The organism is Nocardia sp. NPDC050406 (assembly GCF_044459025.1).
Taxonomy (GTDB): domain Bacteria; phylum Actinomycetota; class Actinomycetes; order Mycobacteriales; family Mycobacteriaceae; genus Nocardia.
The window spans coordinates 1361719-1376098 of the sequence record NZ_JBITIM010000001.1 but is presented as its reverse complement, the minus strand read 5'-3'; the positions used below and the strand labels follow the sequence as shown (position 1 = coordinate 1376098).

At 67.7% G+C, this 14380-nt stretch carries 11 protein-coding genes; 9 read left to right on the top strand and 2 right to left on the bottom strand.

Translation table 11 applies throughout. The features are described from left to right. Window positions 1–88: 88 nt before the first annotated feature. On the top strand, window positions 89–1291 hold the full coding sequence (locus ACIBH2_RS06520) for a glycosyltransferase 87 family protein (RefSeq protein ID WP_397114151.1): 1203 nt from the start codon (window positions 89–91) through the stop codon (window positions 1289–1291). On the opposite strand, the gene ACIBH2_RS06515 is transcribed toward ACIBH2_RS06520, so the two are convergent. Beyond that, a complete protein-coding gene (locus ACIBH2_RS06515; protein WP_397114149.1) occupies window positions 1248–2186 on the bottom strand; it encodes a glycoside hydrolase in 939 nt (312 codons plus the stop codon). The two genes, ACIBH2_RS06520 and ACIBH2_RS06515, sit on opposite strands and share 44 nt — an antisense overlap. 243 nt (window positions 2187–2429) lie before the next feature. Between ACIBH2_RS06515 and ACIBH2_RS06510 the strand changes: the two genes are divergently transcribed. The 4 genes from ACIBH2_RS06510 (at window position 2430) to kstD (ending at window position 9488) form a co-directional block, all read left to right on the top strand. Continuing rightward, entirely contained in the window at window positions 2430–4643 is a 2214-nt protein-coding gene (locus tag ACIBH2_RS06510; RefSeq protein WP_397114147.1) for a SulP family inorganic anion transporter, read from the top strand. Window positions 4644–4838: 195 nt separating this feature from the next. Next, window positions 4839–7037 (top strand): SulP family inorganic anion transporter, encoded by a 2199-nt coding sequence (locus ACIBH2_RS06505; RefSeq protein WP_397114145.1) that lies wholly within the window; start codon window positions 4839–4841, stop codon window positions 7035–7037. A gap of 141 nt (window positions 7038–7178) precedes the next feature. Then, entirely contained in the window at window positions 7179–7787 is a 609-nt protein-coding gene (locus tag ACIBH2_RS06500; RefSeq protein ID WP_397114143.1) for a TetR/AcrR family transcriptional regulator, read from the top strand. A gap of 3 nt (window positions 7788–7790) precedes the next feature. Next, on the top strand, window positions 7791–9488 hold the full coding sequence (kstD, locus tag ACIBH2_RS06495) for a 3-oxosteroid 1-dehydrogenase (protein ID WP_397114141.1): 1698 nt from the start codon (window positions 7791–7793) through the stop codon (window positions 9486–9488). On the opposite strand, the gene ACIBH2_RS06490 is transcribed toward kstD, so the two are convergent. Then, window positions 9437–10273: a class I SAM-dependent methyltransferase gene (locus ACIBH2_RS06490; protein ID WP_397114139.1), complete on the bottom strand. Its 837-nt coding sequence runs from the start codon at window positions 10271–10273 to the stop codon at window positions 9437–9439. The two genes, kstD and ACIBH2_RS06490, sit on opposite strands and share 52 nt — an antisense overlap. Before the next feature lie 131 nt (window positions 10274–10404). Between ACIBH2_RS06490 and ACIBH2_RS06485 the strand changes: the two genes are divergently transcribed. The 4 genes from ACIBH2_RS06485 (at window position 10405) to ACIBH2_RS06470 (ending at window position 14379) form a co-directional block, all read left to right on the top strand. After that, window positions 10405–10809 carry a TIGR02611 family protein gene (locus ACIBH2_RS06485; protein ID WP_397116850.1) on the top strand — a complete coding sequence of 135 codons (405 nt, stop codon included), beginning with the start codon at window positions 10405–10407 and terminating at the stop codon, window positions 10807–10809. Next, complete coding sequence (locus tag ACIBH2_RS06480; RefSeq protein ID WP_397114137.1) at window positions 10806–11495, top strand: (2Fe-2S)-binding protein; 690 nt, start codon at window positions 10806–10808, stop codon at window positions 11493–11495. Before ACIBH2_RS06485 ends, ACIBH2_RS06480 begins: the two co-directional genes overlap by 4 nt. A 209-nt stretch (window positions 11496–11704) precedes the next feature. Continuing rightward, window positions 11705–13762 carry a threonine--tRNA ligase gene (thrS, locus tag ACIBH2_RS06475; protein WP_397114135.1) on the top strand — a complete coding sequence of 686 codons (2058 nt, stop codon included), beginning with the start codon at window positions 11705–11707 and terminating at the stop codon, window positions 13760–13762. Continuing rightward, window positions 13759–14379: an HIT family protein gene (locus ACIBH2_RS06470; RefSeq protein ID WP_397114133.1), complete on the top strand. Its 621-nt coding sequence runs from the start codon at window positions 13759–13761 to the stop codon at window positions 14377–14379. The genes thrS and ACIBH2_RS06470 overlap by 4 nt, the downstream gene beginning before the upstream one ends. Window position 14380 lies beyond the last annotated feature (1 nt).

Here is a 14380-nt window from a genome sequence, read left to right as displayed (position 1 = left end):
CGCCAGCGCGTGAGTGTGGCCAGCGCCATAGGACACCCCGGAACCCTGGTCATGCCCGCGCGCTGACTCTTAGCTAACGTAAACGTCCGTGGGTGAGGAGCGCGTAAAGGAGCTGCCGCGCTCTCGGGGAACCATTTTCCTGCTGGGAGCCCTCGCCGTCCTCTCGGTGACCCTGCTCCTGACCACGGTGGATCCCTGGCTGGACAAGGCCGGATTCCTCGTCGGCGGACTGGACGCGCACGTGTACCGCGACGGCGCGCTGCGGATTCTCGAACATCGCCCGCTCTACACCGAACCGTCGATTCGCGGGCTGCTCTACACCTATACGCCCTTCTCCACGATCGTGTTCCTGCCGATCGTGTTGGTGCCGTGGTCGTATGTCACCAATGTGTGGCTGACGCTGAATGTGCTCGTCCTCATCGCCTGCGTCCGCTTGGCCTTCCGCATGCTCGGATACCGCTCCACCACGCGACTGACCGTGGTGAGCGCGCTACTGGCGCTGGGCTGCGTCTTCCTCGAACCGGTGCGCACCACGCTGTACTACGGGCAGATCAACCTGATGCTGATGCTGCTCGTGCTGTGGGACTTCTCGCGCGACGACGGAGATCGCCTGCGCGGCACAGGCGTTGGCATCGCGGCCGGAATCAAGCTGGTGCCCGGATTCTTCATCTTCCAATTCGCGGTGCTGCGGCAGTGGCGCACCGCGGTGACGGCGGCGGCGGTCTTCCTCGCCACCATCGCGCTGGCCTGGGTGGTGCTGCCCGCGGATTCCCGGCAGTACTGGCTGTCGACCTTCATGAAGTCCGATCGCATCGCCGACGACGGGCACCCGTCCAACCAGTCGCTGCGCGGTGCGCTCGCCCATGTAATGGGCCATCCGCCGCCGGTGTGGTTGTGGCTGCTGGTCGCCGGTGTCTGCGCGGTGGCGGGCGCGCTGCTGGCCAAGCGGCTCTACGACCGCGGCGAGCGGCTGCTCGCAGTGGTCCTCAGCGGCATGACCGCCTGCGCCATCTCCCCGTTCTCCTGGGGACACCACTGGGTGTGGTTCGTCCCGCTGCTGGTGTACATCGTGCACCGGGCGCTGCGGTCGCCGCGGTGGTGGCTGGTGGCGCTCGCGCTGTACGTCTCGGTCGCCGCCTGGACCTATCAGTACACCGAGACCTGGGTGTCGGTCGGCGTCTTCCTGTTGCCGCCCACCTGGCCGTTCGCGCAGATCTTCATGAACGCCTATGTGATCGTCTATGCCGTCACGCTGGGTGCGGCGTGGTGGCTGGTCCGTCGTTCTCGATGAAAATCGTGCCGTGTCGGACGATTCCGGAGAGTCCGGGTAGTTCGCGCGGCGGCGTCCAGGTCGCGAAGTCGTCGTAGCTGTCGCTGTAGTAGTACTTGCCCTCGAGGTAGGCGTCGAGGAATATGCGCCAGCCGCCGTCGGGCAGCCGAGTGACCGACTGTCCTTCGCGCGGACCGCCCCAGCCCGCCCAATCGCCGGTGCCGATGAAGCTGTAGGGCCCGGTCGGCTCGTCGGCCACCGCGAGCTCCACGAACTTCGTGCTCTCCTGTTTGGTGAAGGCGTAGAAGCGGCCGTTGTGCACGATGACGGTGGTGTCGATATAGCCGTCCGATTCGGTGTCGTCGGGCGGCGGCGCCAATCCCGCCAGGCGGGCCAGCGGCGTCCAGGTTCGCAGGCTGGTGTCGGTGGCGGTCATGAGATACGGCGTGAAGCGGTGGTCGTGGTAGAGCGAGACGATCACGCCGACCCGGCCGTCGGGGGCGATGAACCATTCGGGGGCCCAGCAGTTGACGATGTCGGGCATCGGAACGTCGTAGTCGTAGAGATGGGTCCAGGTGAGCCGGTCGGTGCTGCGTGCGAAACCGATGGTGTGGCCTTCCCAGCCGGTCGTGTACGTGAGGTAGTACGAGCCGTCGACATGGCGGAACATGCTGGGGTCGCGCAGCAGTCCGCCCGGCGGGGTGTAGGCCTGTGCGCGCAGCAGTTGGAAGTTGGTGGCGTCGCCGGATTCGTAGACGTACAAATCGGTTTCGCTGTCGTTGGTGAACGAGGTCAGGGTGTAGCGCAGGCCGGAGATGCGCGGATCGGCCGCGGCGCGCCCCGGGATCAGCAGGCTCAGGGACAGTCCGGCGGCCAATCCCAGCGCACTGCGGCGGCTGACTCTCGCGGGTGTCATACGGGTAATTAGAACGGTCGCGCGGGGCTTCGATTCGGCACCGCTCCGCAGTGTCCTAGGTCACAGTTTGGTAGCGGCGACAGTATTTCCGCGCAAAACCTTTTCGCCGTCTTTGCTGACTCTTTACGATTAGGACGGCCTGTGTTGTAGGCCCGCTTCAAAGCTTCGCCCGCCCGCTCTCGATGCCAGTACATGTTTGACCGATGAACCGGATCGACCCAGTCGGTTCGGCGAAGGAGAAATATGTCCACCGACACCGAACAAGCAGCCCGGACGTCGCTTCCTGGTCTCGCTGAGGTGCTTCGCAAAGATCTTCCGGCCTCGCTCGTGGTGTTCCTGGTCGCGCTGCCGCTCTCGCTCGGAATCGCCCTCGCCTCAGGGGCTCCCGTCGCCGCGGGCCTCATCGCCGCCGTGGTGGGCGGCGTGGTCGCGGGACTGCTGGGGGGATCCGTCCTACAGGTCAGCGGTCCCGCCGCCGGTCTGACCGTGGTGGTCGCCGAGACCATCAACCAATTCGGCTGGAAGACAACGTGTTTCATCACCGTTGCGGCCGGTGTGCTGCAAATCCTGTTCGGGCTCAGTCGAATCGCCCGCGCGGCGCTGGCCATCGCGCCGGTGGTGGTGCACGCCATGCTCGCCGGTATCGGCATCACCATCGCGCTGCAGCAGGTGCATGTGCTGCTCGGCGGGTCCTCCGGCAGCACCGCGCTGCAGAACATCACGCAGCTGCCCGGGCAGCTGGTGAACATGCACGGGCCCGCGGTGCTCATCGGCGGGCTGGTCATCGTGATCATGGTCGGGTGGAAGTACCTGCCGCGCCCGCTGCGGGCGGTGCCCGGACCGCTGGTGGCCGTGGTCGCCGCGACCGTACTGTCGCTGGCGCTGCCGGGCCAGGTGGAGCGAATCGTGTTGAACGGCTCGCTGTTCGACGCCATCGGGCTCCCCGAGATTCCACACGGGAACTGGGGTGCGGTCGCCCTCGCGGTGCTGACCATCGCGCTCATCGCGAGCGTGGAGAGCCTGCTCTCGGCGGTGGCCGTCGACAAGATGCACAGTGGTCCGCGCACCAATTTCGACCGCGAACTGGTGGCGCAGGGCACCGCCAATATGACCTCGGGCCTGCTCGGCGGATTGCCGGTCACCGGCGTCATCGTGCGCAGTGCCACCAATGTGCGGGCGGGCGCGCGCTCGCGGGCCTCGGCGGTCATGCACGGGGTGTGGTTGCTCGTGTTCTCGGTGGCCCTCGTGGGCTTGGTGCAGCAGATACCCACCGCCGCCCTCGCGGGTCTGCTCATCGTCGTCGGCATTCAGCTGGTGAAGCTGGCCGATATCCGGCTCGCGCACCGCACGGGCGATCTCGTCGTCTACGCCGCGACCGTGGTGGGCGTGGTGTTCCTCAATCTCCTCGAAGGCGTGCTGATCGGTCTGGGCATCGCCTTCGCGCTGCTGCTGTGGCGGGTGGTGCGGGTGACGGTCACCGCCATGTCGGTGCCCGATACCGGCAAGTGGATGGTGAGTATCGAGGGCACCTGCACCTTCCTCGCGCTGCCCCGGCTCTCCGGTCAGTTCGCGAAGGTGCCCGCCGGGGCGGATGTGCTGGTGGAGTTGAGCGTCGACTTCCTCGACCACGCCGCCTGCGAGGCCATTCAGGATTGGGCGCGTCAGCACGAGAGCACCGGCGGCACAGTCGAATTCGTGGAGATGGGCCCGGTGCGCATGGCTACCGCCGTCATCGGCCCGCCCGCGCGCGCCGATGCCCGGCGCATGCTCGACGAGGTGCTCGGCCCCTGGCGGCGCACCGCGCGGCCCGCCGATCCGATCGTCGTCGGCATTGCCGAATACCACCGCAGCCACGCCCATGTGGTGCGCCCGCACCTCGGCGGGCTGCGTGACGGCCAGGACCCGCACTCGGTCTTTCTCACCTGCGCGGATTCGCGGATCGTCCCGAATGTCATCACCCACAGCGGGCCGGGTGACCTGTTCACCGTGCGCAATGTCGGCAATCTGGTGCCCGCGGACGGCAGCGACGCCTCCATCGAGGCCGCGCTGGTCTACGCCCTCGACAAGCTCGATATCCGCTCGGTGGTGGTGTGCGGGCACTCCGGTTGCGGGGCCATGCAGGCGCTGTTCGCGGAGGCGGTGTCGGGCTCGGACCTGGATGCGTGGTTGGCCAAGGCGCGACCCAGCCTGGACCGCTATCGGCTCGGGCATCCGGTGGCCGCCGCGGCGGCGGCCGCGGGGTTCGGGCCGATCGATCAACTCGCCATGGTGAACGTGGCGGTGCAACTGGAGACGCTGCATCTGCACCCGGTCGTGCGGCGTGGGGTCGAGGAGCGCGGCGTGGTGGTGTCGGGCCTGTTCTTCGATATCGCGACCGCCCGGGTGGTGGAGGTCACTATCGACGGCCTCGCCGAGATAGCAGACCTCGGACGTCGCGTTTCTGCACAACCCGCCTAGAAAACCGGGCGTGGATACGCGAAGTTCACGCATGTTTTTCATTGTGGCGCATGTTTTCTCAGGCTTTGCTTAGTCTTTACTCTTAGTCTTGCCTTCACTTCCCGGCGATCTTGTGGCCAATGCCGTCCACAGCGCCTCCTCGATGCCCTTGTTCGACATCGTCCGGGTCCTCGTCAGACCTGGTGAAGGAGAAGTATGTCCGACACTTCCGTGCAGCCGAGCCCGGGCGAGTCCCGCTGGCAGACGCTGTTTCGCCACGACTTGCCCGCGTCGCTCGTGGTGTTCCTCGTAGCTTTGCCCCTGTCCCTCGGTATCGCCGTCGCCTCCGACGCGCCCATTGCCGCCGGTCTGATCGCCGCGGTGGTCGGCGGCGTGGTGGTCGGCATTCTCGGCGGATCCCCCTTGCAGGTCAGCGGTCCCGCCGCCGGTCTGACCGTGGTGGTCGCCGAGACCATCAACCAATTCGGCTGGAAGACAGCCTGTTTCATCACCGCCGCGGCCGGTGTGCTGCAAATCCTGTTCGGGCTCAGTCGAATCGCCCGCGCCGCGCTGGCCATCGCGCCGGTGGTGGTGCACGCCATGCTCGCCGGTATCGGCATCACCATCGCGCTGCAGCAGGTGCATGTGCTGCTCGGCGGGTCCTCGCACAGCACGGCGCTGAAGAACGTCACCGAACTGCCTTCGCAGCTGCTGAATCTGCACGGTGACGACTTCCTCATCGGCGGCGTGGTGATCGCCATCATGCTGGGCTGGAAGTATCTGCCCGCCAAGATCCGCGTGGTACCCGGACCGCTGGTGGCGGTGCTCGTCGGCACCGTGCTCTCGCTCGTGGTCCCCGGCAATGTGGAGCGCATCGCGCTGAGCGGCTCGCTGTTCGACGCGATCGGCCTGCCGGAGATCCCGTCCGGCAACTGGGGCGCGCTCGTGCTCGCGGTGGTGACCATCGCGCTCATCGCCAGTGTGGAGAGCCTGCTGTGCGCGGTCGCGGTCGACAAGATGCACACCGGGCCGCGCACCAATTTCGACAAGGAGCTGATGGCCCAGGGCGCCGCCAACGTCACCTCGGGTCTGCTGGGTGGTCTGCCGGTCACCGGCGTGATCGTGCGCAGCGCCTCCAATGTGCAGGCCGGAGCGCGCACCAAGAACTCCGCGCTGCTGCACGGCATCTGGATCCTGGTGTTCTCCATCGCGCTCGTCGGTGTGGTGCAACAGATTCCGAAGGCGGCGCTGGCCGGTCTGCTCATCGTGGTCGGCGCGCAGCTGGTGAAGCTCGCCCACATTCGGCTCGCGCACCGCACCGGTGATCTGCTCGTCTACGGCGTCACCGTCGCGGGCGTGGTGTTCCTGAACCTGCTCGAGGGTGTGCTCATCGGTCTGGGGCTGGCCTTCGCGCTGCTGCTGTGGCGCGTGGTGCGGGTGCACGTGACCGCCGAGGAGGTGGACGGTGACCGCTGGCTGGTGAAGGTCGAGGGCACCTGCACCTTCCTCGCACTGCCCAAGCTCTCCGCCGAGCTGGCCAAGGTGCCCGGCGGCACCGTCGTGCTCATGGAGCTGAGCGTCGACTTCCTCGACCACGCCGCCTACGAGGCCATGCACGATTGGGCCAGCCAGCACGAGAGCACCGGCGGCACGGTCGAATTCGTGGAGCTGGGCACCGCGCCCATGGAGCACGCCACCGCCGGACCGCCCAAGCGCGGCCGGGCTCGGGAGCTGCTCGACGAGGTGTTGCGCCCGTGGCGTGACGACTCCGACCGCGATCCGATCACGGCGGGTGTGGCGGCCTACCACCGGCGCAACGCGCATGTGGTGCGCCCGCACCTCGATGAGCTACGCGATGGGCAGGAACCGCATTCGTTCTTCCTGACCTGTGCCGATTCGCGCATCGTGCCCAATGTCATCACCAACAGCGGCCCGGGTGATCTGTTCACCGTCCGCAATGTCGGCAATCTGGTGCCGTCCTACGGGCGCGACACCTCGCTGGAGGCCGGACTGACCTTCGCGCTGCAGGAACTGGGGGTCGACAACCTGGTGGTGTGCGGTCACTCCGGATGCGGCGCCATGAAGGCCTTGCGCGCCGGGGTCCCGGCCGGACCGGGCCTGGGCGATTGGCTCGGCTACGCCCTGCCCAGCCTCGATCGCTTCCGACTCGGACATCCGGTGGCCCGCGCCGCCGCCGAGGCGGGATTCGACGAGACCGACCAGCTGAGCATGGTGAATGTCGCGGTCCAGGTCGAGACGCTGCTCACACACCCGGTGGTGCGCCAGGCCGTCCTCGACCGCGGCGTCAAGGTGTCCGGTCTGTTCTTCGACATCGCCACCGCGCGGGTGCTCGAGGTGACGGCCGACGGCATTGCCGAGATCGACGACCCGGAGCTGGAGCTAGCCACGGTCTAACCCTCGCGGTCTCCACACGGGGCGCGGATTCTCACGAATCCGCGCCCCGTTTCGTGTATTCGGCTGTGTGACAGCAAGTCTGCCCTTGACAGTTACTGTCACAAATGAAGATACTCTCACCATCGAGTGGGAGGAGTGCCGATGTCACTACGTGAGCGGCAGCGCAGGCAGATTCGGGCCGAGATCCAACACGCGGCGTTCGAGCTGTTCGCGCGCGATGGATTCGACGCCGTGACGACCGAGCAGATCGCCGCCGCGGCGGGAGTGTCGCCGAGTACGTACTTCCGGCATGTGCGCAGTAAAGAGGATCTGCTGTTGGATCCGGTGCGGGAGGGCGGTGCGGGAATCGCGACGCTGCTCGAGGAGCGTCCCGGGTCCGAAGCGGCGGATGTGGCGCTGGCACAGGCGATCATGACGCGATCGACCACCCTGGCGGCCGCCGAACTGGAGCAGTGGCGGGCGGCGTTTCGGACCGCGCCGCATCTGCTGGAGCGGGTGGCGCTGATTACGCCCGAGCATCGCGAGCGCTTGGTCGAGCTTGTGGCGCAACGAATGTCGCGCGATCCCGAGACCGACAGCAATCCCGGACTGCTGGTGCATCTGATGCTCGCCGCCGCCGAATACGGCTATCTGCAATGGCTGCGCAGCCCGAACAACCGGGGGGCGACGCTCGCGGTATGTGTGGAGGGCGCGCTCGCGGCGGTGCTCGACGACCGATGGAAAACCGACAACAGAACACAGCGAGCGTGAAATATGCGGTACGACAACGTAATCGACACCGAGGTCGACGTGGTGGTCGTCGGATCGGGTGCGGCGGGCATGGCGGCGGCCATCACGGCGGCACGGCACGGACTGTCCACCGTCATCGTGGAGAAATCGCGGTTTTGGGGCGGCTCGTCGGCGAGATCCGGTGGTGGGGTGTGGATTCCGGGGAATTCGGTGCTGCGACGACAGGCTCCGGCCGATGACCTCGAGGCGGCGCGCACCTATCTCGCCAGCATTGTGGGTGACGAGGTGGACCGGGCGCTGATCGACACCTACATCGACCGGGGGCCCGAGGCTCTGGAATTTCTGATCGCGAATTCGGCGCTGCGGCTGGAATGGGTGGACGGGTACTCGGACTATCTTCCCGAGGCTCCCGGCGGGCGGGCGACGGGGCGGTCCTGTGAACCCTCGCCGTTCGACGCGCGGGCGCTGGGGGAGGACTTCGCCACCCTGCATCCGTCCTACGCCGAGGCGCCGCTAGGTGTGGTGTTGAAGCAAGGTGAATACCGTTGGCTGAGTACCGGTTTCCGGCATTGGCGAGGACCGCACCGAATGCTGCGGATCGGTGCGCGCACCTTCCTCGGCAGGCTGCGGCGGCAGCGGCTGATCGGACTGGGCTCGGCGCTCATGGGTGAACTGATGCTCGGGGTGCGGGCGGCGGGGGTACCGGTTCGGTTGAACACGGCCATGACCGAGCTGATCGTCGAGGGGGAGCGGGTGGTGGGTGTCGTACTCGACAGCGGCGGGGCGACAACGACTCTGCGAACGCGGCGCGGCGTGGTGTTGGCCTGCGGCGGGTTCGACAACAATCAGCGGATGCGCGAGAAGTACCATCGCGCACCGGTTTCCGCCGAATCCACGCTGGGCGCGCCGACCAATACCGGCGATGGGATCACCGCCGCGCAGCGCCTCGGCGCGGCCGTCTCCTTCATGGACGATGCCTGGTGGGCGCCGTCGATCCCGCTGCCGAAGGGGCCGTGGTTCGCGCTGGCCGAACGGTCGCTGCCGCGCAGCCTCATCGTCAACGACCGAGGTGTGCGGTTCATGAACGAATCGCTGCCGTATGTCGAGGCCACGCACCGCATGTTCGGCGGCGAGCACGGTCGCGGTGAGGGCCCGGCCGAGAACCTGCCCGCCTGGCTGATCTTCGACCAGACCTACCGCAATCGGTACATGTTCGCGGGCGTGCCCGCGCGCCAGCCGCTCCCGCGCTCCTGGCTGCGGTCCGGGGCCATCATCACCGCCGACAGCATCTCCGGGCTGGCCGAGGCCCTCGGTATCCCGGCCGACGCACTCACCGCCACCGTTCACCGCTTCAACGGTCATGCCCGCACCGGCGTGGACTTCGACTTCGGACGCGGACAGAGCAAATACGACCACTACTACGGCGACATCACCAACCGGCCCAACCCCAGCCTCGGAGAACTGACCGATCCGCCGTTCTACGCCGCCCGCATGATCCCCGCGGACCTCGGCACCAAGGGCGGCATAGACATCGACACGCACGCGCGCGCCCTGCGCGCCGACGGCTCGGTCATCGAGGGCCTCTACGCCGCGGGCAACACCAGCTCCCCGGTCATGGGCCACACCTACGCCGGACCCGGCGCGACCATCGGCCCCGCCCTGGTCTTCGGCTACTTGGCGGCCTTGGACGCCGCCCGCACCAGCCAGCACGCGGCCGTATAACGGACCTCCCCGTCCCGCACGAAGGGATCGAAGGCGGGCCGCACCGTCTCGATCACCCGGTCCCGGGTCTGCTCGTCGAGCCCCTGCAAGGCGAGCCCCACCGGCCCCATGCGACGCAGATAGCGCAGCAGATCCGGCTCCGGAATGGCACACGGGATATCGACCGGCGAGATATCGATATCCGACCACCCACTCTCCTCGAGAATGCCGCGCACCCGCTCGCGATCAGCGAACCCGAACTGCCCCGGCGCGTCCGGCACCCGCTCCGGCAACTCCAACAGCGGCGCGGCCGCCCGCTCCGCCGTCGTCATGAACGGATTCTCCTCGGCGGCCCGCCACACCACACACGCCAATTCGCCACCATCCCGCACGGCCCCACGCAGATTCGCGAACGCCCGCACCGGATCCTCGAAGAACATCACCCCGAACCGCGAAACAACCATGTCGAACCGCCCCGCCTCGAACCCGTACTCCTGCGCATCGGCCCGCACGAACTCCGCCCGCACCCCTTCCCGCTCCGCCCGCCCCCGAGCGAACTCCACCACCGCCTCGGAAATATCGACCCCCACACACTCCGCCTCCCCACCGATCGCCCGCGCGACCGCCAACGTCGTACCCCCCGTCCCACACCCCACATCCAACACCCGCCGCCCCGAAACCGTTGCCACAAGCACCTTCTCGACCTCAGCGAACATCCCGTCCAACAACCCCTGCATCTCCGCCCACGCCCGCCCGGCATGACTGTTCCACCGCTTCGCTTGTTCGCCCTGCTGTGTGCCATTCACGATGAATTCCTCCGACCGGTCGAGAAGGTGACACGTCGCAGTCTGCAAGATCGGTCGTGGCGCTGTCCGGAAACGTTGCTGAAATCGGGAAACTCCCTCTTCCGTGCTCGACTCAGTACGCTGGCGGTGTGTTGACCGCTCCGACTCGCTGGCGCGCCTTGCGTGACGCCGTGGCCGAACGCCCTACGCTGAACCTCGCTTACCGGATCGCGGTGGGTGTGTTGGGTGTGGCGGTGCTGGCGCTGGGGATATTGGCTATTCCGTATCCGGGGCCGGGGTGGTTGATCGTTTTCGCGGGGCTGGGGATTCTGGCCACCGAATTCGTGTGGGCGCATCGGGCTCTGCACTGGACGCGTGGGCGGTACCGGCGGGTCATGGACTGGTACTCGGCTCGCGGGGTGGTGGTGCGTGGACTGGCCGCGTTCGCCACGGCGGCCATTGTGGTCGCGACGCTGTGGTTGCTCGGCACCTTCGGAATGATCGGCGGCTGGATCGGAGTCGAATGGGAACCGTTGCGCAGTCCAGTGTTCCAGTGACCGCGGGCCTCGTGCCCGCGAGCGAACTGCTGCGGCCCGAGTGGCTCGCCGAACGGATCGCCGATATGGGGATCAGCTGGGGGACTTCGGATTCTCGGGTGGCCGGGACACTGTGGTGGTGTATGGCGGCGTCTTCGCTGGTCACGCCGATCGTCACCGCGTACGCGACCGGTGCGCCCGCGCCCGCCGCCGATCTCGCGCACCTCGCCTGCGAGATCCGGCCGGACGGCGGCGTCGAACGGGTGCTGCCGCTGCGCGACACCGATCTTCCGATTCCGGACGAGGTGACCGAGCCGCTGGTCGGCCTGCCGCTCGACGCGGCCGCGGACACCTCGCACGTCGACTCCGCCGGACACGCGCTGCGCCACACGCTCTCCCAGGTCATTCCCGTGGTCGCCGAGGTCTCCGGCGCGGGCGTCGCCGCGCTGTGGGCCATCGTCGCCGACGCCATCGGCAATCGCGCCCTCGACGCCGGGGCGCAGGAGGCGGGTGCGCGGCTCGCCCGGGATGTCGCGGGCCGTCTGCCGGTGCCGCGTTTCACCGACATCGGACCCCGCACCTTCGTCCGCCGCATCTCCTGCTGCCTGGTCTTCGAGGTGCCCGGCTGCGAGATGTGCACCAGCTGCCCCAAACGGCCTGCCGCGCAACGCGAAGCACTGCTGACAGAGCTGGCCGCGCGCGGCTGAGATATCGGTCACGCCGCGACCGCCCCGGCGGAGGCCGCGGACAATGCCGACAGACCGCCGGGCCGGGTCGGGCGGCGCGGGGGCCATGCCCTCCCGATAGCATGGTCGCGCCGGAGGAATGCGTTCGTGAACCGACACGGGCGCGGCCGGTCATGACCACAGCACGGCGGGGTATACCCGCCGACAACACAGCCAAGGAGTGCACAGCCGTGACCACCTCGAGTCCGCAGACCCCAGCCGCCCTCGTCCGGGTGCCTGCCGGGACTACGGCGGGCGCGGCGGTGCGGGAGGCCGAGCTGCCGAGCAAGGGCCCCAATGCCGTCATCGTGGTGCGCGATGCCGAGGGCAACCTCAAGGATCTGGCGTGGACCCCCGAGACCGATGTCGAGGTCGAGGCCGTCACCGCCGACTCCGAGGACGGCCGCAGCGTGATCCGGCACTCGGCCGCGCACGTGCTGGCACAGGCCGTGCAGCAGGAATTCCCGGAGGCCAAGCTGGGCATCGGCCCGCCCATCAAGGACGGCTTCTACTACGACTTCCAGGTGGACCGCCCGTTCACCCCGGAGGATCTCACCAAGCTCGAATCGCGCATGAAGAAGATCATCAAAGGCGCGCAGCGGTTTTCGCGCCGGGTGGTCGAGGTCGAGGACGCCCGCGTCGAACTGGCCAAGGAGCCGTTCAAGCTGGAGCTCATCTCCGACAAGTCCGGTATCGACGATCCGGAGGTCATGGAGGTCGGCGGCAAAGAGCTGACCATCTACGACAACCTGGACCCCCGCTCGGGCGAGCGGGTGTGGGGCGATCTGTGCCGTGGCCCGCACATCCCCACCACCAAATACATTCCGGCCTTCAAGCTGACCCGCAGCTCCGCCGCCTACTGGCGCGGTGACCAGAGCCGCGAGGACCTGCAGCGCGTGTACGGCACCGCCTGGGAGTCGCAGGAGGCCCAGGACGAGTACCTGCGCCTGCTCGAGGAGGCCGAGAAGCGCGATCACCGCAAGCTGGGCCTGGAACTGGACCTGTTCTCCTTCCCGGACGAGCTGGGCTCGGGCCTGCCGGTGTTCCACCCCAAGGGCGGCATCGTGCGCAAGGAGCTCGAGGACTACTCGCGCCGTCGCCACATCGCCGCGGGCTACGAGTTCGTCAACACCCCGCACATCACCAAGGGCCACCTCTTCGAGGTCTCCGGCCACCTGGACTGGTACCGCGACGGCATGTTCCCGGCCATGCACCTCGACGCCGAACTCAACGAGGACGGCACCGTGCGCAAGCCCGGCCAGGACTACTACGTCAAGCCGATGAACTGCCCGATGCACAACCTGATCTTCCGCTCGCGCGGCCGGTCCTACCGCGAACTGCCGCTGCGCATGTTCGAGTTCGGCTCGGTGTACCGCTACGAGAAGTCGGGCGTCATCCACGGCCTGACCCGGGTGCGCGGTATGACCCAGGACGACGCGCACATCTACTGCACCAAGGAGCAGATGCACGCGGAGCTCACCTCCACGCTGCAATTCGTGCTGAGCCTGCTGCGCGACTACGGCCTCGACGACTTCTACCTGGAACTCTCCACCAAGGACCCGAAGAAGTTCGTCGGCTCCGACGAGCTGTGGGAAGAGGCCACCGAGACCCTGCGCAAGGTGGCCACCGACTCCGGTCTCGAGCTCGTCCCGGATCCGGGCGGCGCGGCCTTCTACGGCCCGAAGATCTCCGTGCAGGCCAAGGACGCGCTGGGCCGCACCTGGCAGATGTCCACCATTCAGCTGGACTTCAACCTGCCCGAGCGCTTCGAGCTGGAGTACACCGGCGCGGACGGCGCCAAGCATCGCCCGGTCATGATCCACCGCGCGCTGTTCGGCTCCATCGAGCGCTTCTTCGGCGTGCTCACCGAGCACTACGCGGGCGCGTTCCCGGCCTGGCTGTCGCCGGTGCAGGTGGTCGGCATCCCGGTCGCCGAGAACTTCGCCGAGCACCTCGCGGGTGTGGTGGAAGAGCTTGCGGCGCAGGGTGTTCGCGCCGAGCTGGACCGTTCCGACGACCGCATGCAGAAGAAGATCTTCAACCACACCGCGCAGAAGGTGCCCTTCATGCTGCTCGCGGGCGCGCGCGATGTGGAGGCGGGCGCGGTGAGCTTCCGCTTCCGCGACGGCACCCAGGTCAACGGCGTGCCGGTGGCCGATGCGGTGGCCACCGTCGTGGACTGGGTCCAGCGCCGCGAGAACAGCTCTCCGACCGCGGAGGGCTTCGAAATCCGATCGGCGGGTGCATGAGCGAACGTACGGCGCCCGATGGTCTCGATGAGACTGTCGGGCAAGAGAATTCGGCACCGCGAGAGACCATTGTCGATCGCGGCGCGGGGGACCCGGACCGGTTGCAGCGGCTGTGGACGCCGTATCGCATGTCCTACATCACCGGCGCGGCCGCCGACCGCGAGGCCCGCGAGGCCGCGCCCGCGAAGTCCGGCCATCCCTTCACCGACATCCCGGAGATGACCGATGAGGACGGCCTGGTCATCGCGCGCGGCACCTGGGTCTACGCGGTGCTGAACCTCTACCCGTACAACCCCGGCCACATGATGGTGGTCCCGTACCGCCGGGTGGCCAACCTGGAGGACCTGACCCCGGAGGAGAGCGCCGAACTGATGGCCTTCACCCAGCAGGCCATTCGGGTCATGAAGCAGGTCTCGCGGCCGGAGGGCTTCAATGTGGGCCTGAATCTCGGTGGCGTGGCGGGCGGTTCGCTCGCCGACCACCTGCATCAGCACATCGTCCCGCGCTGGAGCGGGGACGCGAATTTCATCACCGTCGTCGGCGGGGTGAAGGTCATGCCGCAGCTGCTGCGGGAAACTCGGGCGTTGTTGGCGGAGGCATGGAAGGACACCGACTAGC